Source organism: Sphingobium terrigena, assembly GCF_003591655.1.
GTDB lineage: Bacteria > Pseudomonadota > Alphaproteobacteria > Sphingomonadales > Sphingomonadaceae > Sphingobium > Sphingobium terrigena.
Map to the genome: position 1 here is coordinate 25,205 of NZ_QVRA01000007.1, position 23,417 is coordinate 48,621.

The 23,417-nt window shown below is 62.5% G+C and carries 21 protein-coding genes and 1 tRNA gene; 5 read left to right on the forward strand and 17 right to left on the reverse strand.

All coding sequences use genetic code 11. The features are described from left to right. Positions 1 to 18 precede the first annotated feature (18 nt). From D0Z70_RS09620 to D0Z70_RS09650, 7 genes are all read right to left on the reverse strand, one after another. Positions 19 to 1,896, reverse strand: a complete 1,878-nt coding sequence (locus D0Z70_RS09620) for a M2 family metallopeptidase (protein ID WP_119745783.1) — start codon at positions 1,894 to 1,896, stop codon at positions 19 to 21. 54 nt (positions 1,897 to 1,950) lie between these two features. After that, a complete protein-coding gene (locus D0Z70_RS09625) occupies positions 1,951 to 2,712 on the reverse strand; it encodes an alpha/beta fold hydrolase (protein WP_119745785.1) in 762 nt (253 codons plus the stop codon). A 75-nt stretch (positions 2,713 to 2,787) separates the two neighbouring features. Further along, complete coding sequence (locus D0Z70_RS09630; protein WP_119745787.1) at positions 2,788 to 3,225, reverse strand: type II toxin-antitoxin system VapC family toxin; 438 nt, start codon at positions 3,223 to 3,225, stop codon at positions 2,788 to 2,790. Beyond that, the gene (locus tag D0Z70_RS09635; protein WP_119745789.1) at positions 3,225 to 3,467 is read right to left on the reverse strand and encodes a FitA-like ribbon-helix-helix domain-containing protein; all 243 of its coding nucleotides are present in this window, start codon (positions 3,465 to 3,467) and stop codon (positions 3,225 to 3,227) included. Before D0Z70_RS09635 ends, D0Z70_RS09630 begins: the two co-directional genes overlap by 1 nt. A gap of 45 nt (positions 3,468 to 3,512) precedes the next feature. Further along, positions 3,513 to 4,538, reverse strand: coding sequence for an aspartate-semialdehyde dehydrogenase (locus D0Z70_RS09640; RefSeq protein WP_119745791.1), 1,026 nt, complete (start codon positions 4,536 to 4,538; stop codon positions 3,513 to 3,515). A gap of 145 nt (positions 4,539 to 4,683) precedes the next feature. After that, positions 4,684 to 6,918: a S9 family peptidase gene (locus D0Z70_RS09645; RefSeq protein ID WP_119746060.1), complete on the reverse strand. Its 2,235-nt coding sequence runs from the start codon at positions 6,916 to 6,918 to the stop codon at positions 4,684 to 4,686. 118 nt (positions 6,919 to 7,036) lie between these two features. Continuing rightward, a tRNA-Val gene (locus D0Z70_RS09650) sits at positions 7,037 to 7,111 on the reverse strand. Positions 7,112 to 7,250: 139 nt separating this feature from the next. Between D0Z70_RS09650 and D0Z70_RS09655 the strand changes: the two genes are divergently transcribed. Next, a complete protein-coding gene (locus tag D0Z70_RS09655; RefSeq protein ID WP_006965112.1) occupies positions 7,251 to 7,367 on the forward strand; it encodes an entericidin A/B family lipoprotein in 117 nt (38 codons plus the stop codon). A 15-nt stretch (positions 7,368 to 7,382) separates the two neighbouring features. Here the strand turns inward: D0Z70_RS09655 and D0Z70_RS09660 are convergent, their stop codons facing one another. Next, a complete protein-coding gene (locus D0Z70_RS09660) occupies positions 7,383 to 7,571 on the reverse strand; it encodes a hypothetical protein (protein WP_119745793.1) in 189 nt (62 codons plus the stop codon). A gap of 174 nt (positions 7,572 to 7,745) precedes the next feature. On the opposite strand from D0Z70_RS09660, the gene hslV reads away from it, so the two are divergent. After that, positions 7,746 to 8,312, forward strand: coding sequence for an ATP-dependent protease subunit HslV (gene hslV, locus D0Z70_RS09665; protein WP_119745795.1), 567 nt, complete (start codon positions 7,746 to 7,748; stop codon positions 8,310 to 8,312). Positions 8,313 to 8,415: 103 nt separating this feature from the next. Further along, positions 8,416 to 9,717, forward strand: coding sequence for an ATP-dependent protease ATPase subunit HslU (gene hslU / locus D0Z70_RS09670; protein ID WP_119745797.1), 1,302 nt, complete (start codon positions 8,416 to 8,418; stop codon positions 9,715 to 9,717). 110 nt (positions 9,718 to 9,827) lie between these two features. On the opposite strand, the gene proS is transcribed toward hslU, so the two are convergent. The 3 genes from proS to phaR form a co-directional block, all read right to left on the reverse strand. Then, on the reverse strand, positions 9,828 to 11,354 hold the full coding sequence (gene proS, locus D0Z70_RS09675; RefSeq protein WP_119745799.1) for a proline--tRNA ligase: 1,527 nt from the start codon (positions 11,352 to 11,354) through the stop codon (positions 9,828 to 9,830). An 87-nt stretch (positions 11,355 to 11,441) separates the two neighbouring features. Beyond that, entirely contained in the window at positions 11,442 to 11,786 is a 345-nt protein-coding gene (locus tag D0Z70_RS09680; RefSeq protein WP_119745801.1) for a hypothetical protein, read from the reverse strand. Positions 11,787 to 11,792: 6 nt separating this feature from the next. Continuing rightward, complete coding sequence (phaR, locus tag D0Z70_RS09685) at positions 11,793 to 12,374, reverse strand: polyhydroxyalkanoate synthesis repressor PhaR (RefSeq protein ID WP_119745803.1); 582 nt, start codon at positions 12,372 to 12,374, stop codon at positions 11,793 to 11,795. On the opposite strand from phaR, the gene D0Z70_RS09690 reads away from it, so the two are divergent. Both D0Z70_RS09690 and D0Z70_RS09695 read left to right on the forward strand, forming a co-directional pair. Continuing rightward, positions 12,373 to 13,461, forward strand: a complete 1,089-nt coding sequence (locus D0Z70_RS09690) for an alpha/beta hydrolase (RefSeq protein ID WP_239018869.1) — start codon at positions 12,373 to 12,375, stop codon at positions 13,459 to 13,461. The genes phaR and D0Z70_RS09690 overlap by 2 nt on opposite strands. A 49-nt stretch (positions 13,462 to 13,510) precedes the next feature. Continuing rightward, a complete protein-coding gene (locus D0Z70_RS09695) occupies positions 13,511 to 14,683 on the forward strand; it encodes an acetyl-CoA C-acetyltransferase (RefSeq protein WP_119745805.1) in 1,173 nt (390 codons plus the stop codon). A 59-nt stretch (positions 14,684 to 14,742) separates the two neighbouring features. Here the strand turns inward: D0Z70_RS09695 and D0Z70_RS09700 are convergent, their stop codons facing one another. The 6 genes from D0Z70_RS09700 to scpA all read right to left on the reverse strand — a co-directional run bounded on the left by D0Z70_RS09700 (position 14,743) and on the right by scpA (position 23,249). Further along, positions 14,743 to 14,892 (reverse strand): DUF2256 domain-containing protein, encoded by a 150-nt coding sequence (locus D0Z70_RS09700; RefSeq protein ID WP_119745807.1) that lies wholly within the window; start codon positions 14,890 to 14,892, stop codon positions 14,743 to 14,745. Positions 14,893 to 14,906: 14 nt separating this feature from the next. Beyond that, positions 14,907 to 16,496, reverse strand: a complete 1,590-nt coding sequence (locus D0Z70_RS09705; RefSeq protein WP_119745809.1) for an MFS transporter — start codon at positions 16,494 to 16,496, stop codon at positions 14,907 to 14,909. A 167-nt stretch (positions 16,497 to 16,663) separates the two neighbouring features. Next, positions 16,664 to 17,353 (reverse strand): DUF2490 domain-containing protein, encoded by a 690-nt coding sequence (locus tag D0Z70_RS09710; RefSeq protein WP_119745811.1) that lies wholly within the window; start codon positions 17,351 to 17,353, stop codon positions 16,664 to 16,666. Between the two features lie 247 nt (positions 17,354 to 17,600). Beyond that, a complete protein-coding gene (locus D0Z70_RS09715) occupies positions 17,601 to 19,601 on the reverse strand; it encodes an acetyl-CoA carboxylase biotin carboxylase subunit (RefSeq protein ID WP_119745813.1) in 2,001 nt (666 codons plus the stop codon). A 362-nt stretch (positions 19,602 to 19,963) separates the two neighbouring features. After that, positions 19,964 to 20,971 (reverse strand): biotin synthase BioB, encoded by a 1,008-nt coding sequence (gene bioB, locus D0Z70_RS09720; RefSeq protein ID WP_119745815.1) that lies wholly within the window; start codon positions 20,969 to 20,971, stop codon positions 19,964 to 19,966. 124 nt (positions 20,972 to 21,095) lie between these two features. Next, on the reverse strand, positions 21,096 to 23,249 hold the full coding sequence (gene scpA / locus D0Z70_RS09725; RefSeq protein ID WP_119745817.1) for a methylmalonyl-CoA mutase: 2,154 nt from the start codon (positions 23,247 to 23,249) through the stop codon (positions 21,096 to 21,098). Positions 23,250 to 23,417 lie beyond the last annotated feature (168 nt).

Consider the following 23,417-nt stretch of genomic DNA (forward strand, 5'->3'; position numbering starts at 1 on the left):
ACTGACTTTACTTGGCGATTACCAGCCGCATGACTTGCCCTTATTCTGCTGGACCAGCCATTTCTGCAACGGCGCGAAATAGGCGGTCATCGCCTTGCCCGAAATCTCCCGTGTGCCGGTGAAGGCCTGCAACGCATCGGGCCAGGGCTTGGATGCCCCCATTTCCAGCATCGCATTGAGTTTGGCTCCTACATCCTTGTTTCCATAGAAGGAACAGCGGTGCAGTGGCCCCTTCCAGCCCGCCTGTTTGCAGGCCGCTTCGTAAAATTGCTGCTGCAAAATGCCCGCCAGGAAATAGCGGGTGTAGGGCGTGTTACCCGGAATATGGAATTTGGCCCCCGCATCGAACTTCGTTTCATCGCGGGACACGGGCGGGACGATGCCCTGATATTGGCGGCGCAGGTCCGTCCAGCCCTTTTCATACTGGCTCTGCGGGATTGTGCCGTTGAATACACCCCAGCGCCACTTGTCGACCAGCAGACCGAACGGCAGAAAAGCGACCTTGTCCATCGCCTGCCGCAGCAGCAGGCCAATATCCTTGTCCGGTCCCGGCACCTTGGCGGGGTCCAGCAGGCCGATCTTCACCAGATAGTCAGGCGTGATAGACAGGGCGACAAAATCGCCGATCGCTTCATGAAAGCCGTCATTGGCGCCGTCCAGATAGAGCGGCTTCTGCTTTTGATAGGCGCGCTGGTAATAATTGTGACCCAGCTCATGATGGATGGTCACGAAGTCGTCACTATTGACCTTCGTGCACATCTTGACCCGTATGTCGTCCTTATTGTCGAGATCCCAGGCCGACGCATGGCAGACGACTTCGCGGTCCAGCGGCTTGATGAACTGGGTACGATCCCAAAAGGTCGCGGGCAGCGGCGCAAAGCCCAGCGAGGAATAGAAACCCTCGCCAATCTTGAACATCTGCTTTTCCCAATAGCCGCGCCGCTGCTGTTCGGGTGTGTCGGGCGTATCGACCTGACCGGGGCGGGTTTCGACATAGCCCTTGGCCTTCAGCAATTCGCCCACATCATAACCCAGATCGCCAGCCCCCTTGGGGGCCACGACATCATAGATATTGCCCCAGGATTGCGCCCACATATTGCCCAGCAAATCGGCGCGGATCGGCCCCGTGGCGGGCTGCACCGTATCGCCATATTTCTCGTTCAGCTTGGTGCGGGTGTAGCAATGCAGCTGGTCATAGAGCGGCTTGACCTCCGCCCAGATCTTGTCGGTCAGCTTGGTGAAATCATCGGCAGGCATGTCATATTTGGACCGCCACATCGCACCGGTATCGGCAAAGCCCAGTTCCTTGGCCCCGGCATTGGCGATATCCACCAGCTTGGCATAATCGCCGCGCATCGGCGCGCCGACATTGTCATGCCAGCTGACCCACATTTCCTTCAGCTCTTCGGGGTTACGGTTGTTCCCCATCTGCTCTTCAATGTCGCTGCCGTTGATCGGCTGCCCTTTCAGCGTCCCCTTGCCCTTGCCATAGGCGGACTGGAGCCGGGTCGCGAGATCGTTCAACTCCTGCGCCGCCCCCGGCGCGGTCGGCGCGGGCAAAGTCAGTGCGGTGCGCAGCAGGTCGAGGCGGCGCCTGGTTTCGACCGAGAGGCCCGGCACAGTCGCATATTTGGCGGCTTCCAGCGCATAATCAACATTCATCGATGTGCGGATCGCGCCGAAATAGGCGGCGACCGCGTCGCTGTCATCGCTTAGATAGGTGGAATTGACCCAGTCGGCCCGGCTGGAGATCAGCGAATGATCGAACATCGCCTTTTCCGCCTTGGCGAGGAAGGCTTCGGCCTCCACTGCGGTCGGCACAGGAGCCTGCTGTGCAAGGACGGGCGATGCAGTAAGCGCGGCCGCCAGTGCGGCAAGCGAGATGGCGATTTTCATGGGAATTCCCCTCATAGGCTTATGAGGGGAAGGTGACTTGGCCGGGCGATACAGTCAAGCGGTCAGGAAATCGACCATCGCCTGCCCCAGTTCCTTGCGGGTGACGGCGTTCATATGATTGCCCGGTATCTCGACATAGCGACCATTGGGCAGCAGGTCGGCCAGTTCGTGCGCCACGCCATTGTCCCGGTCATCCGCGCCGCAGATGACTTCGGTCGGCTGCTGAATGGCAGCGATCGCCTCACGCGGCGTATCGACAAAAGTGTTCAGGATATGGAGCATCGCCACCGGATCACCCTTGGTGGTTTTGAGGAAGGCCTCCGTCATCCATTCCGACGTGCCACGCTCGAACGTGCCAAGGTTCGTCAGGACATTCTTGTAATAGCCGCCATTGTCGAGTGTCTGCACCAGCCCGCGCAGTCCCATGCCCGCCAGGATCACGCGGCGCGGCGCAGCCCCGCGCGCCAGCATCCGCACGGTCGTGCGCGCACCCAGCGAATAGCCACCCAGATCATAGTCGGTCAGCCCAAGCTGCTCGACCAAAGCCAGCCCGTCATCGGTCAGCGCATCGGGCGGATAAGCGGCAATGTCGTGCGGCTTCCCGCTCTCCCCATGACCGCGCAAGTCAGGCATGATCAGGCGAAAACCCGCTTCAACCAGTTTGGCGGCATGGCCGTAGCGAATCCAGTTGGTGAAGGCGTTGGAAAAATAGCCGTGGATCAGCACCATATCCCGCCCCTCACCCACCATATGCACCGCAATCGGCAGGCCATCGAAGCCTTTGATCTCATGGCGTTCGATCGGCAGGTCGGTCATCGGGGCAAATCCTTACGCAGCAAGAGCGGCTTGCCGATATGGCGTCAGGCGCGGCGGCGCAAGAGCGCTGTCCTGTCAGTCCGCCCAGGAAGAGCGATCCATCAACCCCGAAACCAGCGCTGCAAAAGACGTGTCAGCACAGCGCCGGACTAGCCTGCGATCAGCGGTGACCACAACCGTTTCCAGCATCTCGGCGGTGGCGAGGAAGAAGCAGTCATAGGCGGGATGATCCAGCGCCAGACTGATCGCCATCGCCCGATCGGCCAGTTGTCCGGTCGGGATCAGATCGACAAGATCGGGCAGGATCGCCACGGCTTCGCGCGCCTGTGCTGCATCAATTTCCTGCGCGCGCACTTTCTTCCACATCACATTGGCGAATTCAGCGGTCAGCAAGTCTGGCGCGATCAGCCGATGCGGCAGCAGCGTAAGCGCCACGGTCGTTTCAGCAGACATCGCCGGATCGTCACTGCCGACGACCCAGCGGGCCGACACGCTGGTATCCACCACCAGCATCAGGGGCGATCATCATCCTGGAGCAAATCTTCGGCAGGTGTCTGCCGGACATGTTGCGGCGTCATTGCCCTGATGGCTTCGAGGCGCGTTAGCGTCGCGCGCAGGCGCTCACCTGTCATCGGTCGCCCACGCGTCAGCGCTTCACGCAGTTCCGCTTCCAGTGAACGCTGGTTACGCGCCGCCAGTTCGCGATAGGCCGCGATCAGACTGTCATCGAGATTACGGATAAGAACCTGGCCCATACGGTCATGCTATCATTATGATAGCATGACCGCAAGGAGTCAGAATCAGCCCTTCTTGAGGTGGCGACGGCCCAGCAGTTCGGCGATCTGCACCGCGTTCAGCGCCGCGCCCTTGCGCAGATTATCGCTGACGCACCAGAGCGAAATGCCGCTGTCCACGGTCGGGTCCTCACGCACGCGGCTGATGAAGGTCGCGAAATCGCCGACGCATTCGATCGGGGTGATGTAGCCACCATCCTCGCGCTTATCGACCAGCATGATGCCAGGGGCTTCACGCAGGATATCCTGCGCTTCCTTGGCGCTGATTTCCTTCTCGAACTCGATGTTGATCGCTTCGGAGTGTCCCACGAACACCGGCACGCGCACGCAGGTGGCGGTCAGCTTGATCTTGGGATCAAGGATCTTCTTGGTTTCCGCGACCATCTTCCATTCTTCCTTGGTCGACCCATCGTCCAGGAAAACGTCGATATGCGGGATCACGTTGAAGGCTATCTGCTTGGTGAACTTCTTGGCTTCGGCCGGGTCGCCTACGAAGATATTGCGCGACTGTTCGAACAGCTCGTCCATGCCAGCCTTGCCCGCGCCGGACACCGACTGATAGGTCGACACGACAACGCGCTTGATGATCGCGGCATCATGCAACGGCTTCAAAGCCACCACCATCTGCGCGGTCGAGCAGTTGGGGTTGGCGATGATATTCTTCTTCTTGTAACCGTCGATCGCGTCCGGGTTCACTTCGGGCACGATCAGCGGCACGTCCGGGTCCATGCGGTAGAGCGAGCTATTGTCGATCACGACACAGCCGGCCGCCGCCGCCTTGGGCGCATATTCAGCGGTCGGGCCGCTGCCCGCGGCGAACAGGGCGATGTCCCAGCCGGTAAAGTCGAAATGCTCGATATTCTGGCATTTGATCGTCTTGCCGCTGTCACCGAAATCGACGGTCAGCCCCTGCGACCGCGACGATGCGACCGCAGCGATCTCGTCAATCGGGAACTCGCGCTCGGCGAGAATGGTCAGCATTTCGCGGCCCACATTCCCGGTGGCACCTACGACGACGACCCTGTAACCCATGACTGAACACTCCACTCCGATGCAGATATAACGGAGTGCGCGCCATAGCGGCGTTGCGCCATTTGTCCAGTGGCAAGCCCTTTGTTGCGCAAAAGGCCAGCTTTTGACGCTGGACGTTGCCGGGATGCGGCAACGTCCTTGCCACCTATGGCTTGGGCGCTTCAGGCGACATGCCGCGCCGCGCCAGAAAGTCCTCGATCGTGCGCCACAGATGGACGCTGATCCCCGGCCCGCCAACGCGGTGGGTCTGGCCCGGATAGGCCATCATCTCGAACGGCACCGCAGCGCCCTGCATCTTCGCCATCAGCGCGGTGGCATTGTCGAACACCACATTATCGTCGGACATGCCGTGGATCAGCAACAGTGGGTCGCTGATCTTCACTGCCTCCTCGATCGCACCGGACGCCGGATAGGCGCTGACCTTGTCCTGCGGCATCCCCAGATAGCGTTCGGTATAATGGGTGTCGTACAGTTCCCACTTCGTCACCGGCGCGCCCGCCACCGCCGCAGCGAATATGCCCGGTGCCTTCTCCAACAGCTTCAGCGACATATAGCCACCGTAAGACCAGCCATAGGTCGCAATCCGCTTGGGATCGACGAACGGCTGGGCTTTCAGCCAATCCACGCCCGCCAATTGGTCATCCACCTCGACCGTCCCCATGGCGCGGTAGAGATGATCCTCGAACGCCTTGCCACGATCGGGCGTGCCGCGATTATCGACCGCAAAGACGATCCAGCCCCGGTCGACCAGATATTGGTTGAGCGCACCGGACCATGTGTTGGTCGCCTGCCGCCCGCCGCCCGGCCCGCCATAGTGGATCATGAACACGGGATAGCGTTTCCCCGGCTCGATAGTCGGGGTCATGATCTTGGTATAGAGTGTCGTGCCGTCCTTGGCCCGGATCGTGCCGAACCGGGTTTTGACATGGCTCGCCAGAAAGGGCGCATAGGGATGATCGCCCTTCAGCGCATTTTCGGACAACCATTGGAGTTGCTTGCCCGCGCTGTCGGCCAGATAGACCTGCTTGGGCTGGTCGCTATTCTGGCGGGTGATGACGACCCGGCTGGCCGCGCCGTCCATCACCGCATCATTCCACCAGCCACTCGTGGTGATCTGACGCGCCGCTGCAGGGCGCGTGATCGGCGCGCTATACAATTGCTGCTCCAGCGGCGTTTCGCGATTGCCGGTGAAATAGACCAGCCCCGCTTTCTCATCGACCGCCACCAGCGTCTTGACCTCCCAGTCGCCGCTGGTCAGCGCCGTCCATTTGCCATCATGCACCCGGTAGAGATGGCCATGGCCGCTCTTTTCCGACCACCAGAGGAAATCGCCGCCTGACAGCGGATGGAAATTGTCACTGAGGTTGATCCAGCTTTTGGCGGTTTCAGAGAGAACGACCTTCGCCTTGCCGGTGGCCGGATCGACCGCCAGCAGGTCAAGCCGCTTCTGGTCGCGCGTCTCGCGCTGGACATAAAGGGTGCGGCCATCCTTCGCCCAGTCGACTCGCGCCAGATAAATGTCGCGATCCGGCCCCAGATCGACCTTCACCTGCCCCGACCCGTCCGGCTTCATGACATAGAGATCGACGATGGCGTTGGGTGTCCCGGCAGCGGGATAGCGCTGCTGATAAACCTTCGTCCCCTCCCCGCCGATCGCTGTGCGGGTGACGATGCCAACCGGCCTTTCATCCACCCGCGCGACCGCAATCAGGGCATCGTCGGGCGACCACCAATAGCCGGTCCGCCGGTCCATTTCCTCTTGCGCGACAAATTCGGCGACACCCCAACTGATCGTATCGCTGGCGCCCTGCGTCACCTGCCGTTCCGTCCCGCCGATGGGCTGCACGAACAAATTTCCGCCGCGCACGAACGACACGAAGCCGCCCTTGGGGCTGACCACGCCGTTCAACTCGCCATCGGGCGTGTCGGTCAGTCGCTGCACTTTGCCGTCCAGTGCAGCCAGGTAGAGATCGCCATCGACCGGCACCAGGATGGACTTGCCATCAGGCGACCAGTCATAGCTGGTAATGCCGCTGCTGCCCGCGACTGAGCGGTCGCGTTCGCGCTGCATCTTTTCCGCTTCGGACAGGGCTGCGCCGCTGCCGGTCTTGCGCGAATCGACCAGCATCCGCTGCTTGCCCGTGCGCGTGTCGATCGCCCAGAGGTCGAGCCGCTCTTTCTCATCCGCGCGCGGTTTGAGCAGGGTGACGAGCGACCCGTCCGGCGATAATTTGAGCGCGCGCGGCTGTGGGCCAGCAAGGTCAGGGCTGGCAAAAACCCGTTCGAGCGTCAGCGTCTCCTGCTCCTGCGCCATGACAGGGGCGGTGGACAGCGCAAGCAGCGCGCCAAGGGCTGCGCCGGATTTCCAATAGGGCGGCATCGACATCCTTTCAGGTCGGCGACCGCACGGGACGCCGGATCAGGGGCAATGATTAGCCTGATGAGACTGAAAAGATCAATGGAGGGAAATAATCTGTCCCGACCATGGCGTTTTGCCATGGTGGGCGCGGCAGGGATTGAACCTGCGACCCCACCCGTGTGAAGGGTGTGCTCTACCACTGAGCTACGCGCCCCCTGTTGGGAGGAGGCGGCCATTGGCATCGCTGGCGCGCCCTGTCAAGCGCGGGGGCATTCCGTCCCGCAAATTGCACCTTTGCACTGCGTCGCGCACGCCCTAAAACGGTCACACCGCAAATGTGGAGTGACGGATTGATGCGTAAAGCGCTGTTTCTGATGATCTTGGCCACGCTGGCCGCGTGCAACACGGTGCAGGGTGTGGGTCGCGATATTGAATCCGTCGGTCGCGCCGGGAAAGACGCAATGCGCTGACCGATAGTCGGTGAATTATTGCAACACGCGCCCGATGGCTGTCGCATTTTTCCGCAGACGAACGCCGTCGCAACCCGGTTCGCCACAGTTGCACGCTTCGATTGTGTAGCGCACGCCACACATGACCAATACGTCATGATCGAAACTATAGTTGGAAATGCCCGCGCGCTCGACCTTTTCCTGTGCCCTGGCCTTGAGAGTCATGCGAGTCCCCCCCGTAAATGCGGATGCTGATGATCGATGTTGCGATGCACAATGTCAATTGATCGACATTTGTTCCTGAACGAATTGGCAGAATATTGTCGCCAAAATGCAACGCTTCGTCGCCGCTACTGAGGTGACTTGCACCACGCGGCACAGCGTCCCATATGCCGCTCCATGAACGACCATAACAGCAGCGCCATGCCGGTCTGGCATGGCACCACCATCATGTCCGTGCGCAAGAATGGAAAGGTTGTCGTCGCCGGCGACGGCCAAGTTTCCATGGGCCAGACGGTGATGAAACCCAACGCCCGCAAGGTGCGCCGCCTGCATGACGGCAGCGTCATCGGTGGCTTTGCCGGGGCGACTGCCGACGCCTTCACCCTGTTCGAGCGGCTGGAAGCCAAGCTGGAGCGCCATAATGGCCAGCTGATGCGATCCGCCGTCGAACTGGCCAAGGACTGGCGCACCGACAAATATCTGCGCAATCTGGAAGCGATGATGATCGTCGCGGACAAGGATGTGACGCTGATCCTGACCGGCAATGGCGATGTGCTGGAGCCGGTGAACGGTGTCGCAGCAATCGGTTCCGGCGGCAACTTCGCCCTCGCCGCCGCCCGCGCGCTGGTGGATTATGAGGCTGACGCGGAGACGCTGGCGCGCAAGGCCATGGCCGTGGCGGCGGACATCTGCGTCTATACCAATGATCAGCTGACCATCGAAACGCTGGACAGCGCCTCTTAAATCCCCCTCCCGCTTGTGGGAGGGGTTAGGGGAGGGCCTGTAACGGCGTTCCTCGACATGCCCTCCCCCGACCCCTCCCTGAAGGGAGGGGAGAAGGACCGAAATGAACGATAATCTGACCCCCAAAGCCATCGTCGCCGCGCTCGACGCGCATATCATCGGCCAGCATGACGCCAAGCGCGCCGTTGCCGTCGCGCTGCGCAACCGCTGGCGGCGTCAGCATCTGCCCGACGACCTGCGTGACGAGGTGACGCCCAAGAATATCCTGATGATCGGGCCGACCGGCTGCGGCAAGACCGAGATCAGCCGTCGCCTTGCAAAATTGGCCGACGCTCCCTTCGTCAAGGTCGAAGCGACCAAGTTCACCGAGGTCGGCTATGTCGGCCGCGACGTCGAACAGATCGTCCGCGATCTGGTCGAGGAAGCCGTGCGGCTGGAAAAGGACCGCCGCCGCGAAGCCGTGCGCGAAGCTGCATCCGAAGCCGCGATGGCCCGCCTGCTCGACGCATTGACCGGCAAGGAAGCCAGCGAGGCCACCCGCCTCTCCTTCCGCCAGAAGATCGAACAGCATCAGATGAACGATGTCGAGGTCGAGGTGGAAGTCGCCGACAGCCCCTCCATGCCGATGGAAATCCCCGGCATGGGTGGTCAGGTCGGCATGATCAACCTGTCCGACATGATGTCCAAGGCGTTCGGCCAGCAGCAGAAAAAGCGCCGCAAGATGCGCGTCGCCGATGCGTGGGACAAGCTGGTCGAGGAAGAGCAGGACAAAAGGCTAGATCAGGATGACGTCGCCCGCGTCGCCATCACCAGCGCCGAACAAAATGGCATCGTGTTCCTCGACGAGATCGACAAGATCGCGGTCAGCGATGTGCGCGGCGGCTCCGTCAGCCGCGAGGGCGTGCAGCGCGACCTGCTCCCGCTGATCGAAGGCACCACCGTCTCGACCAAATATGGCCCGCTCAAGACCGACCATATTCTCTTCATCGCGTCCGGCGCGTTCCACGTTGCCAAGCCCAGCGACCTGTTGCCCGAACTGCAAGGTCGCCTGCCGATCCGCGTCGAGCTAAAGGCGCTGACCGAGGAGGATTTCGTCGCGATCCTCTCCGACACCAAGGCGAGCCTGGTCGCGCAATATCGCGCGCTGCTGGCCACCGAGGAGGTGACGATCGACCTGACCCCGGACGGCATCCGCGCGGTCGCCCGCATCGCAGCCGAGGTGAATGGCGAAGTCGAAAATATCGGCGCCCGCCGGCTCCAGACGGTGATGGAAAAGCTGCTGGAGGATGTCAGCTTCGAAGCCGAGGACCGCCGCGGCGAAACGCTGGTGATCGACGCTGCCTATGTGGAGAAACAGTTGAGCGCGATCGCGCACGACACCGATTTGAGTAAATATGTGCTGTAGACAAAGATAAATGTGTTCCCGCGCAGGCGGGAACCCAGTCCCGCCCTCGTTATCATACGCTACCGTTGGAACTGGGCTCCCGCCTGCGCGGGAGCACCTAATTTTTCGGCTCAATAACTCCGCCCGACCAGCACCCGTTCGACCGCCGTCTCGCCGGTAAACACGCACACCCCGTCAGCGGCCTCCGCATCATTGGGCACATTGCGCAGCGTCAGCTTCTCGCCCTTGAGCCACTGCACCACCTTCTCCAGCGCCTCGCCGGTCGGCTTGGCCCATTGCACCAGCGCCCAGCCGGGCTTGGTGCTGGCATTGAAATAGGCCTTGAGCGCATTGATGTCGGTGATCGATTTGTCGATGCTGCCGTCCAGTCGCGCCTTGGCGTCGGCAAACAGCGACGCCTGCACATCCTCCAGCATCGCCACCGCGCCCGCGACGAAGTCACCCTTGGCAACGATCTGACTGTCCAGCTTGCCGTCGGCACGGTAGAGCCTGTCGCGGCGGATGACCGACACATTGCCGCCCGCAACATCGCGACCGCCAACCTCGATCACGATCGGCGCGCCCTTCTTCACCCAGCCCCAGCGCTTGGTCGCCGCCTTGGCCGGGCGACGATCGAGCAGCGCGCGCACCGGCTCACGGAACACGTCCAGCGCGTTCAGCTGGTTCACCAGATCGGCGCAATAATCGACGATCGCAGCGTCCTGGTCCGTGTCGCGCAGCATCGGCACCACGACGATCTGATAGGGCGCAACGCGCGGCGGCACGCGCAGCCCGTCGTCGTCGCCATGGACCATGATCAGGCCGCCGATCATCCGGGTGGACATGCCCCAGCTGGTCGTCTGCGCCAGTTCCTGTGCGCCTTCGCTATTCTGGAACTTGATATTCTGCGCGGCGGAGAAGGTCGTGCCCAGAAAATGCGACGTGCCAGCCTGCAAAGCCTTGCCGTCCTGCATAATCGCTTCAATCGAGTAAGTGGCGACCGCTCCGGGGAAGCGCTCATTTTCCGGCTTTTCGCCCGCGACGACCGGCATCGCTACGCAATCCTCCGCAAAGCTGCGATAGACTTCCAGCATCTTCATCGTCTCTTCCATCGCCTCATCGACGGTGGCGTGGGCGGTGTGGCCTTCCTGCCAGAGAAATTCCGTGGTGCGCAGGAACATGCGGGTGCGCATTTCCCAACGGACGACATTGGCCCACTGGTTGATCAGCACGGGCAGGTCGCGCCACGACTGGACCCAGCGGCTGAACGCTGCGCCGATCACCGTTTCGGACGTGGGGCGCACGACCAGCGGCTCCTCCAGCTTCGCTTCGGGATCGGGGACTAGCTTGCCATCCTTCTGGATCAGCCGGTGATGGGTGACGACCGCCATTTCCTTGGCAAAGCCGTCGACATGCTCGGCTTCTTTCTCGAAATAACTTAAGGGGATGAACAGCGGGAAATAGCAATTTTCATGCCCCGTCGCCTTGATCCGCGCATCGAGCAATGTCTGGATGCGTTCCCAGATGCCATAGCCCCATGGCCGGATGACCATGCAGCCGCGCACGCCGCTTTCTTCGGCCAGGTCAGCCTCCGAAATGACGGCCTGATACCAGGCGGAGAAATCCTGTTCGCGGGTGACGGAAAGGGCATGTTTCACGGGAATGGCTTGCCTGCTGTAAGGAATGAATCGGCGCGCAATAGGCCATGCGCGCCGTCCCCGTCCACCCCCGACGCACATTAGCGTTCAGCTGACGACGACACCCAGTTTTTCGAGCCAGGCCCGCGCCTGTTTCGGCTCGCCCGGCGCGTCCGACGCCACCGGGCCGCGTGCGGCGAGGAAGGACTGGTGGAGCGCGAACGGCTCCAACCCCAATTGATCGCGCAGACTGTCGATGTCGGCAGCCAGTTCATCCAGCGCCGCGATGACCGGCGCGGCCTTGGCGCGCGCCTGCCGGTCAGGCTTGTGGTCGAACAGTCCCCAAACCCCGCCTGCCGTGACCTGAAGCGCCGCGATCAGCGCTGCGTCATAGTCGGCTTCCAGCTCGGCCCGCCGCACGTCCAGTCGTTCGAGCCGGTCAGCCTTCGCCATTGGGGATCAGCCCAGCTTGTCGATCTTGGCATTGAGCGCAGCAAGCTGCGCCTTCAGCACCGCAATCTCATCGTCCTTCTCGGCTTCGGCCGGGGTCGCAACACCCGGCATACCGGGGACGCCCGGCATCAGCCCGCCTGCGCCCTTGAATGCGCTGGTTGCCGCCTCGAACATCTGCATGTTGCGCTTGGCGATCTCGGCCAGTGGACCGCCGCCGAACGCACCCTGCATCGCTTCCTGAAACTGCAACTGGTTTTTGCGGAACGCATCCATCGACGCTTCGAGATATTGCGGCACCATCGACTGCATCGAATCGCCATACATGGAGATCAGCTGACGCAGGAAATTGACCGGCAGCATATTTTCGCCGCGCTGTTCTTCTTCCATGATGATCTGGGTCAGGACATTATGGGTAATGTCCTCGCCACTCTTGGCATCAACCACCGTGAACTCGCGGCCCTCGCGCGTCATCTGCGACAACAGATCAAGGGTGATGTAACTGGACGTTTCGGTGTTATAAAGCCGCCGGTTAGCATATTTCTTGATAACCACCGGCTCTGATTCATTAGCCGCTTTAGATTTGGCCATGGACACCTCTCCCGCACCTGCACACTCCTCATTAGCACAGGGCGTTGCCGCACCGCAACATGGCCCTAGGCCTTTACCCCTTTTTCTCAACATTTTATGGCGCGAAACAGAGGGCGATCCAGAGCTGCGCAAACGCGCCTTCATCGGCCTGCGCCGCTATCAACAGGCGCAGCGCCCGCCCCCCCCGCCTGCCCCCGCCACCATGGCGCAGGTCGGCAGCGCCCGGCTGCTGCGCTATGGTGTTGATAATGGCCGCGCACCGGTGGTTTTCGTGCCCTCGCTCATCAATCCGCCGCAGGTGCTGGACCTGTCTGAACGCCGCTCTTTGTTGCGCCACATGGCTGCAGCAGGACATGACGCCTGGCTGATCGACTGGGGCAGTCCGTCGGTGCAGGCGGCGGCGATCGGGCTGGATGGCCATGTCACCGACAGGCTCCTACCCCTCATCGCGTCGCTGCCGCGCCCGCCGATCATTGTGGGCTATTGCCTGGGCGGCACGCTGGCGCTGGGCGCGGCTATGCTGCACCCGATGCAGGCCGTGGCGACCATCGCTTCGCCCTGGCAATTCGAAGGTTTCAGCGATGCCGACCGGCAGGACATCAGCGCTCTGTGGCGCGGGGCCAAGCCCATGTGCGATCGGCTGGGCTATGTACCGATGGAGGTGCTACAATCGGGTTTCTGGGCGATGGACCCCGCGCGCACGATCCGCAAATTCGCCGCTTTTGCCGATATTGCGGCGGGATCGGACGGGGAGCGTGCCTTCATGGCCGTGGAGGATTGGGCCAATGGCGGGCCACCACTAACCTATGCCGCGGGACGCGATCTGTTCGATGACCTCTATGCCGGTAACGCCAGTGGAGAGCGACGCTGGACCGTCGGTGGCCGGACAGTCGATCCGCACGCGCTTGCCTGCCCGACCCTGTCGATCCGCTCGACGACGGATCGCATCGTCCCTGCCGCCGCGTCGACCCAATTGGCTACAGACTGGCAATTCAAACTGGGTCATGTCGGCATGGTCGTGGGCGGTCAGGCACGCGAAACGCTGTGGTTTCCTCTGTCCCAATGGCTTTCCAGCCATGGAGGATGATGCTATGTGCGCCTGCGAAAAGACACCCCGATAATAGAGGATCGAGCCTTTGTCAGATATCGTCATTACCGCCGCCAAGCGCACTGCCGTCGGCAGCTTCATGGGCGCGTTCGGATCGACTCCGGCGCATGAACTGGGCCGCCAGGCGATCATCGCCGCGCTGGCGCAGGCCGGCGTCGCGCCTGACGAAGTGGACGAGGTGATTTTGGGCCAGGTGCTGAGCGCCGGTCAGGGCCAGAACCCGGCGCGTCAGGCCGCCGTCAATGCGGGCATCCCTGTCGAGCGCACCGCGATCGGCCTCAACCAGCTGTGCGGCTCCGGCCTGCGCGCCGTCGCGCTTGCGGCGCAGGCGATCCGCGCCGGGGACGCGAACATCATGGTGGCTGGTGGGCAAGAAAGCATGTCGCTTGCCCCCCATGCGCAATATCTGCGCGGCGGCAGCAAGATGGGTAATGTCAGCCTGCTCGACACGATGATTCATGACGGGCTGACCGACGCCTTCAACAATTATCATATGGGCATCACCGCCGAAAATCTGGCGGAGAAATATCAGATCAGCCGCGAAGCGCAGGACATCTTTGCCGTCGCCAGCCAGAACAAGGCCGAAGCCGCACGCGCTTCGGGCCGCTTCGTCGATGAAATCGCGCCGGTCACGATCAGGGGCCGCAAGGGCGATACCATCGTCGATCAGGATGAATATATCCGCGCCGGTGCCACCATCGAAGCGATGGAGAAGCTGAAGCCAGCCTTCAAGAAGGACGGCACCGTCACTGCCGCCAATGCCAGCGGCCTGAACGATGGTGCCGCCGCGCTGGTGCTGATGACCGCCGACGCCGCTGCCAAGCGCGGCGCGACCATATTGGGCCGGATCGCCGGTTTTGCGACCTGCGGCGTCGATCCCTCGATCATGGGCATCGGCCCGGCCCCGGCCAGCCGCAAGGCGCTGGAGAAAGCGGGCTGGTCGATCGCTGACCTCGACCTGATCGAAGCCAATGAAGCCTTCGCCGCGCAGGCGCTGTCGGTCGGCCAGGAGCTTGGCTGGGATGCGTCCAAGGTCAACGTCAATGGCGGCGCGATCGCCATCGGCCATCCGATCGGCGCGTCGGGCGCGCGGGTGCTGACCACCCTGCTCTATGAAATGGCCAAGCGCGACGCGAAAAAGGGTCTGGCGACCCTGTGCATCGGCGGCGGCATGGGCGTGGCGATGTGCATCGAACGCTGATTGCCTGAGCGTCTGAAAATGGCCGTCGCTCCACATGGAGCGGCGGCCTTTTTTAGATGTCAGGCTTGGCGCGGGGCGCTGCGGCAACGGTCGGAACAATAGACGACAGTGTCCCAGTCGCGTTCCCACTTCTTGCGCCAGGCAAAGGGGCGCTGACAGACCGGGCAGGTCTTGGTCGGCAGATCGCGCTTGGCAACGCCGTGTGGCATATGGTCACATCCCCCTATGCGTCGAGCGGCCGATCCCTGGTTTCCGGCAGCGCGACCAGACAGGTGATAAGCGCCAGCGCCACGACGGCCAATGTGTACCAAAGCCCGGCATAGGGATCACCGGTTCGCGCGACGATATATTGACTGACCAGTGGCAGGAAGCCGCCGAAATAGCCGGTGCCAATATGATAGGGAATCGACAGCGACGAATAGCGGATGCGCGCCGGGAAATATTCCGACAAGAGCGCCGCCACCGGCCCATAGGTCGCCCCCGAAAGGGTCCATAGCAGCAAGAGTGCGCCGAACAGCATCATCGCGCGCGGCCAGTCCGGCGTCACGCTGCCGGTCGGATAGCCCCCCGCTTTCAACGCGGCGTCAAGGCCATCGGCGCTCAGGTCGGTGACAAGCAGATCGCCGATCTGCACCGCGGGCGTGGCCGCTGCCTGCTTGTCATAGGGAATGCCACGCTTGGAAAAATGGTCGAGCAATTTGCCGCAGGCGGTCGGCTGGACCTTGGCGAAGGGATCGAACACGCAATCGGGTCCGCGCACCACGACCGGCGCGCGCTCTGCCGCCTCGACCAGCGCCGGGTTCGCGGTCGCGCCCATAAACTGGTAGAGCGGCACCAGCAGGATCAGCACCAGTGCATAGCCGATGACGATCGGCTTTTTGCGCCCGACCCGGTCGGACAGATGGCCGAAATAGACGAACGCCCCCATCCCGGCAAAGGCACTGCCGCCCACCAGCAATTGCGCGATACCGGGCGACACATGCAGGCCGTTCTGGAGGAAATAGAGCGCCTGGAACATCACCGTATAGGCGATGACGGTAAAGCCCGCCGCGATGCCGATCATCGCGACCAGCATCCGCTTTTTGTTGCCCGGATAGGTGAAGGCTTCCTTGATCGGATTTTTCGACTGGGTGCCTGCCTTCTTCATCGCGGTGAATACCGGGCTTTCGCGCAGCATCAGCCGCATCCACAGCGATATGCCGAGCAGGGCGAGCGAGAAGAGGAAGGGCAGCCGCCAGCCCCAATCGGCCCAGATTTCCGGCCCGACCAGCCATTGCGTGCCGACCACGACGATCAGCGAGAGGATGAAGCCGCCGATCACCCCGGCCTGAATGAAGCTGGTATAAAAACCGCGTCGTCCGGGCGGCGCATGTTCGGCGACATAGATGGCCGCGCCGCCATATTCCCCGCCCAGCGCCAGCCCCTGCGCGATCCGCAGCGTGATCAGGATGATGGGCGCGGCTATACCGATGCTGGCGGCCGACGGGGTAAGCCCCACCCCTGCCGTGGCAACGCCCATCAGGATGATCGTGGCCAGGAACGTATATTTGCGACCCAGCCGGTCGCCCAGATAGCCAAACAATGCCGCGCCGATCGGGCGGAAGGCAAAGCCGATCGCGAAACCCGCCAGCGTGTAGAGCAGTTCGACAGTGGGGTTATCGGTCGGGAAGAAGGTCCGCCCGATGATCGGCGCGAGGACGCCATAGATATAGAAATCATACCATTCGAACACGGTGCCGAGCGCCGAGGCGGTGATGACCAGCCGGTCGCGCTTGACGTCCATCACATAGTCGCTGCCGACCGCTCCGCTCATCCCCTGCCCCTCTTAACTTCGCACTTTTCCCGGTAATTGTAAAATTGCGTTACCGCATGGGGTAATTAAATTTCCAACACCGCCCTGCGCAACCGCCACTGTCGGCGCGCGAAGAAGGGGCCGATATCGCATGAAGCGGGGGTAATAGGACAGGCCCAAAAAGTGCCTCAGCGGCGCAGTTGCAACGTCACCAGCAGGACATGATCGACATCATCGGCCCGTCCGCGATTTTTGACATATTGGTTGAGATAGCCGACCTCTACCGTCGATTTGCCCGCGAATGGAAGTTCCAATCCCGCAAAGCTGCGCAGCCGGTCGAACCCCTTGCGCGCCCCCCAGTCGGTATCGTTCAGCGCCACAAGCCCTTCCGCATAGGTCAGCGCTGACACGCCGCCCGGCTTGCCGGTCAGCGGTACCGCCAGCCGCAGCCATTGCCGAAGCCGCCAGCCCATATCATCACCGCTCGACACCCAGCGTTGCTCGATCCGCGTGCGGGAGGAGAGCGGCCCGCCCGCAACCTTGCCGAGCGACCAGTTGATCTGCTGGAAGCTGCGATGTTCGCGCGTATCCCCGCCGCCGGAACGGGGCGTGCGGACATAGGCATAGCCCTGAAAGACGGTCAGCCGGTCGGACAGTTTGACGCCGATCGCGGGCCTCAGCAGCATCTGGTCCAGACCGTCCATGTCCCTGCCAAAGCGCGACTGCACCTCGGCGAAATAGACGATGTCGCCGGAGATCGGCCCCTGCGCGATGGTCTGGAGCCACAACTGCTCATCTTCGGCACCGTGCGCCGGCAGCGCGGCCATGGCCGTGAAGAGGGTGGAAAGGCGAAGGACCGTCTGTCGCAAGCTATTCATGCGGCGGCTGCTAGGGGAAAGGCCGGGACCGGGGCAAGGCGCGACAGCCGAGCGAAACATTAAATAACAAAGGGCCGCCCTTTCTGCCCCCTCCCCGGCGGGGAGGGTTGATTGGAGTCGCGTGCCTCCAATCAAGGGGAGGGGGAGCGAGGCGAAGCCGAGCGTCCACGCTAGCGTCGGTACACCCCCACCCAACCTCCCCCTCAAGGGGGAGGGGTTCTACAGATCAGATCAACGCAGCGCGCGCCTATTCCATTTCGAGGATGACCGCATCCACGGCCAGGCTGTCGCCCTGCGCCGCTGATACGCTCTTCACGACGCCTGCCTTTTGCGCGCGCAGGATATTCTCCATCTTCATCGCTTCAATCACGGCAAGCGGCTGTCCGGCCTCCACCTTGTCGCCTTCCCCCACATGCAGCGCGACCAGCAGGCCGGGCATCGGGCAAATCAGGAAGCGCGACAGGTCTGGCGGGATTTTTTCGATCATGTGCGCCGCATAGGGTGCAGCATGGGCGGGCAGGATACGCAGCTTGTGGCTGGCCCCGTGGCAGGTCAGGACGAAACCCGACCGCACCGGCGCGATGCGGACGGCGAGTTGCTCGTCGCCAAATTCCGCCTCGATCAGGCGATCGCCCGGCGTATATTCCAACGCCATGTCGAGGGGCTGCCCATCGACGGTCACATCATCGCCATCGATTTCGACGTCATGAACAGCGTCATCAATCTTGACCTGCCAGCCGGTCGGCGGGGCGAGGCGCTTGCCCAGTTGCCCGTCGATCCGCCGTGCGCGGTCGGCCTGCGCCATCGCCGCAAACGCGCCGATCGCCGACAGGCGCACCAGCAGTTCGGGTGAGGCCGGCGCACCCTGAAAGCCGTCAGGATACTCCTCGGCAATGAAGCCGGTGGTGATGTTGCCCGACCGGAACCGCTCATGCTGCATCAGCGCGGAGACGAAATCGATATTATGCCCCGGCCCTTCAATCTCGAACTTGTCGAGCGCCTCGATCTGCTTGTCGATCGCCTCCAGGCGCGTGGGCGCCCAGGTGATCAGCTTGGCGATCATCGGGTCGTAGAACATGGAGACTTCGCCGCCCTCCTCCACGCCGTCATCGACGCGGATCAGCGCGCCGCTCTCATCCGCGCCGGTTTCGGGCGGGTTGTAGCGGATCAGGCGACCGGTCGAGGGCAGGAAGCCGCGATAGGGATCTTCGGCATAGACGCGGTTTTCGATCGACCAGCCGTTGATCTTCACATCATCCTGCGTGAAAGACAGCCTCTCGCCATTGGCGACGCGGATCATCTGTTCGACCAGATCGACGCCGGTGATTTCCTCGGTGACGGGATGTTCGACCTGAAGCCGGGTGTTCATTTCCAGGAAGTAGAAGCCGTCGCCGGTCTTGTCCTCGCCCGACACGATCAGTTCGACGGTCCCTGCGCTGAAATAGCCGACGGCGCGGGCCAGGGCGACGCATTGCTCGCCCATCTTCTTGCGCATTTCCGGCGAAACGAAGGGCGACGGCGCTTCCTCGACCACCTTCTGGTGGCGACGCTGGATCGAACATTCGCGTTCGTTCAGGTAGACGATATTGCCATGCTGGTCGCCCAGCACCTGAATTTCGATATGGCGCGGGCTTTCGATGAACTTCTCGATGAACACGCGGTCATCGCCAAAGCTGTTCAGCCCCTCACGCTTGGTCGCCTCAAAGCCTTCGCGGACGTCCTGTTCGGAGTAGGCGAGCCGCATCCCCTTGCCGCCGCCGCCGGCCGACGCCTTCATCATCACCGGATAGCCAATCTCGTTGGAGATTTTGACGGCATGTTCGGTGTCGTCAATGACGCCGACGAAACCGGGCACGACATTGACGCCCGCTTCCAGCGCCAGCTTCTTGGACTCGATCTTGTCGCCCATGGCGGCGATGGCATTGGCAGGCGGGCCGACGAAGATGATGCCTTCCGCGTCCAGCGCCTTGCGGAAGCTCTCGCGCTCGGACAGGAAACCATAGCCCGGATGCACCGCGTCCGCGCCGGTCTGCTTGCACGCCGCGATGATCTTGTCGGCGATCAGATAGGATTGGGCCGCGGGCGACGGGCCGATATGCACGGCTTCGTCGGCCATCAACACATGCGGCGCGCGCGCATCGGCATCGGAATAGACCGCGACGGTCTTGATACCCATCTTCTTGGCCGTGCGCATAACACGACACGCAATTTCGCCACGGTTCGCGATCAGGATCTTGGTGATTGCCATGTTATTCCCTGTCCCAGTCCAAATTTCTAATTCCGTTCGGGCTGAGCGAAGTCGAAGCCTTCTCCTGAGCGGAGCGAAGGCACTTCACTCCGTTCAGTGGAGCCCTTCGACTTCGCTCAGCCCGAACGGGAGTATTTCAATCGCCGTGCATGAACATGCCCGACTGCAGCATTATCCAACCGAACCCGATCATGATCAGCAGCAAAAGCACGACCATTGGCCAGGCCTTCACGCCATCATCTCCCGGTCGGAAGCGTCACCCTGAACTTGTTTCAGGGTCCATTCCTCCTCACGCACCGTCGCTCCCGATTGCACAATGGATGCTGAAACAAGTTCAGCATGACGTGTGGAGAGAGTAAAACTCACTCCGCCGCCTCCATCGCAACCTTCACCTCGGCCTGCATCGGCACCACGCCCAGCTTGGCGAACAGCGCTGCATCCGCGTTGTCGCCGGCATTGGCGGTGGTCAGCAGCTTGTCGCCAGTGAATATGCTGTTCGCCCCCGCCATGAAGCACAGCGCCTGGCACGCATCAGACATGCTTTCCCGCCCCGCCGACAGCCGCACCATGCTCTCCGGCATCACGATCCGCGCGACCGCAACCGTCCGCACGAACTCGATCTCGTCGATCTTGGCCAGCGGCGTGTCGGCCAGCATATTGCCCAGCACGGTGCCCTTGACCGGCACCAGCGCGTTGATCGGCACACTCTGCGGATGGGTCGGCAGCACGGCCAGCGCGTGCAGGAAGCCGACGCGATCCTCGCGCGTCTCGCCCATGCCCACGATCCCGCCGGAACAGACGTTGATCCCGGAATTGCGGACATTTTCCAGCGTTTCCAGCCGGTCGTCGAACGTCCGGGTGGTGATCACCTTCTCATAATGTTCCGGCGATGTGTCGATGTTGTGGTTGTAATAATCGAGGCCCGCGTCGGCCAGCACCTTGGCTTGGCCCTCGCTCAGCATCCCCAGCGTCATGCAGGTTTCCATCCCCATCTGGCGTACGCCCTTCACCATCTGGACGATGGCGGGCATGTCGCGCTCCTTGGGGTTGCGCCAGGCCGCGCCCATGCAGAAGCGTGAACTGCCTGCATCCTTGGCCTGCGCCGCCGCCTGCATCACCGCTTGCACGCTCATCAGTTTCTCGGCCTTGAGGCCGCTTTCCGCCGACGCCGACTGGTTGCAATAGCCGCAATCCTCCGGGCAGCCGCCGGTCTTGATCGACAGCAGGGTGGAAAGCTGCACCTCATTACGCGGGAAATTCGCGCGGTGGATCGACTGCGCCTCGGACATCAGGTCGTTAAAGGGCAGGTTGAACAGCGCGGCGATTTCTTCGCGGGTCCAGTCGGTGCGGGCGGTGGTCATGGCGTTCATTCCCCACCTCCGTTCGGGCTGAGCGAAGTCGAAGCCGTCTGCTGAGCGAAGCGAAGCGCAAAGCCTTCGACAGGCTCAGGCCGGCCCTTCGACAGGCTCAGGGCGAACGGATTTAAGATCATCATTATGCGGCGTCCTCCAGCCCGGCGGGGGGCATGTTGTGGCCGAGGAGGCGCAGCACGTCGGCGGCGCATTCCACGACATTGGAGCCTGGTCCATAAATGCCCTGGACGCCCGCGTCACGGAGGAAGTCATAATCCTGCGGCGGGATGACGCCGCCTGCGATCACCTTTATGTCGGTGCGGCCTGCTTCGCGCAGCTTGGCGATCAGGTCCGGGATCAACGTCTTGTGCCCCGCCGCCAGCGACGACGCGCCTACGACATCGACGCCGCTTTCCAGCGCCAGCACCACGGTTTCGTCGGGCGTCTGGAACAGCGGTCCCGACACGACGTCGAAGCCCATGTCGCCGAACGCGGACGCTATGACGTTGGCGCCCCGGTCATGCCCATCCTGCCCCATCTTGGCTATGAGGAGTTTGGGTTTGCGACCGAGGCGCCGCTCGACGGCCTGCACGCCATCGAGTACCTGTTGCCAGCGGCTGTCGCCCTCGTAGGGCGCGCTATAGACGCCCTTCACCGGCGTCGGCTGGGTTCCGTAGCGATCGAAGCTTTCTTCCATCGCCGAAGAGATTTCGCCCAGCGTCGCGCGGGCGCGGGCGGCCTCCACGGCGAGGGCGAGAAGGTTGTTGTCGAGGCTGGACGGCTGCGCCGCGCCGTCGCGCAGCGCCTGCAACGCCGCTTCGCACTTGGCGCTGTCGCGCTCCGCCTTCACCCGGTTGATGCGGGCAATCTGGCCTTCGCGGACCTTGGCATTGTCGATGTCGAGCGTTTCGAGGAAGTCCTCGCTCGCCAGCCGATATTTGTTCACGCCCACAATCACGTCATCGCCGCGATCGACCCGCGCCTGCCGCGCCGCCGCCGCCGTCTCGATCATCGCCTTGGGCCAGCCTGCCGCCACGGCCTTGGCCATGCCGCCATCGGCCTGCACCTTCTCGATGATCGCCCAGGCTTCATCGACCAGCTGCTGGGTCAGCGCCTCGACATAGTAAGAGCCGCCCAGCGGATCGACCACCTTGGTCATGCCGGTTTCTTCCTGGATCACGATCTGCGTGTTGCGCGCGATCCGGGCGGAAAAATCGGTGGGCAGCGCAATGGCTTCGTCCAGCGCGTTGGTGTGGAGCGACTGGGTGCCGCCCAGCATCGCGGCCATCGCCTCGATCGTGGTGCGCATGACGTTGTTATAGGGGTCTTGCTCGGTCAGCGACACGCCCGACGTCTGGCAATGGGTGCGCAGCATCTTGCTGCGCTCGTCCTTCGCGCCCAGTTGCGTCATGGCCCGGTGCCACAAAACGCGCGCGGCGCGCAGCTTGGCGATCTCCATGAAGAAGTTCATGCCGATCGCGAAGAAGAAGCTCAGGCGACCTGCGAACTTGTCGATGTCGAGGCCGCTGGCCACGCCATATTTCACATATTCCATGCCGTCGGCGATGGTGAAGGCCAATTCCTGCACCTGCGTCGCGCCCGCTTCCTGCATATGATAGCCGGAAATGGAGATGCTGTTGAACTTGGGCATCTCGCGGCTGGTATAGCCGAAAATGTCGCTGATGATCCGCATCGATGGTTCGGGCGGGTAGATATAGGTGTTGCGGACCATGAACTCCTTGAGGATGTCGTTCTGGATGGTCCCGTCGAGCAATTTGCGATCGACCCCCTGTTCCTCGCCCGCGACGATGAAGAAGGCCAGGATCGGGATCACCGCGCCGTTCATCGTCATGCTGACCGACATCTGGTCGAGCGGAATCCCGTCGAACAGGATCTTCATATCCTCGATCGTGTCGATCGCCACGCCCGCCTTGCCGACGTCGCCGGTGACGCGGGGATGGTCGCTGTCATAGCCGCGATGGGTCGCGAGGTCGAACGCGACGCTGAGGCCTTTCTGCCCGGCCGCGAGGTTGCGGCGATAGAAGGCGTTGGATTCCTCCGCGGTCGAAAAGCCTGCATATTGGCGGATGGTCCAGGGCCGCCCGGCATACATAGACGCGCGCACGCCGCGCGTGAACGGCGCGAAACCGGGCAGGCCGGGATCGACGGTCACGTCGTCGGCCGTGTAGAGCGGCTTGACCGCGATCCCTTCCGGGGTCGCCCAGGTCAAATCCTTGCCCTTCACTTCCTTGGCGGCAGCGGCAGCCCATTGGTCCAGCGTCGGCTTCTCGGTCATATTCTACCCTTACTCCCTCTCCCCGGTGGGGAGAGGATACGCAGGCTTGGCAGCTTGCCTGCCTAGCCGAAGTTGGAGAGGGTGACCGACCCATCGGGCGTCCCGCCCCCTCTCCGCTGCGACTAAGGGTCTGCTACGCAGCCCCCAAGTCTCGCGCCTCCCCCCGGC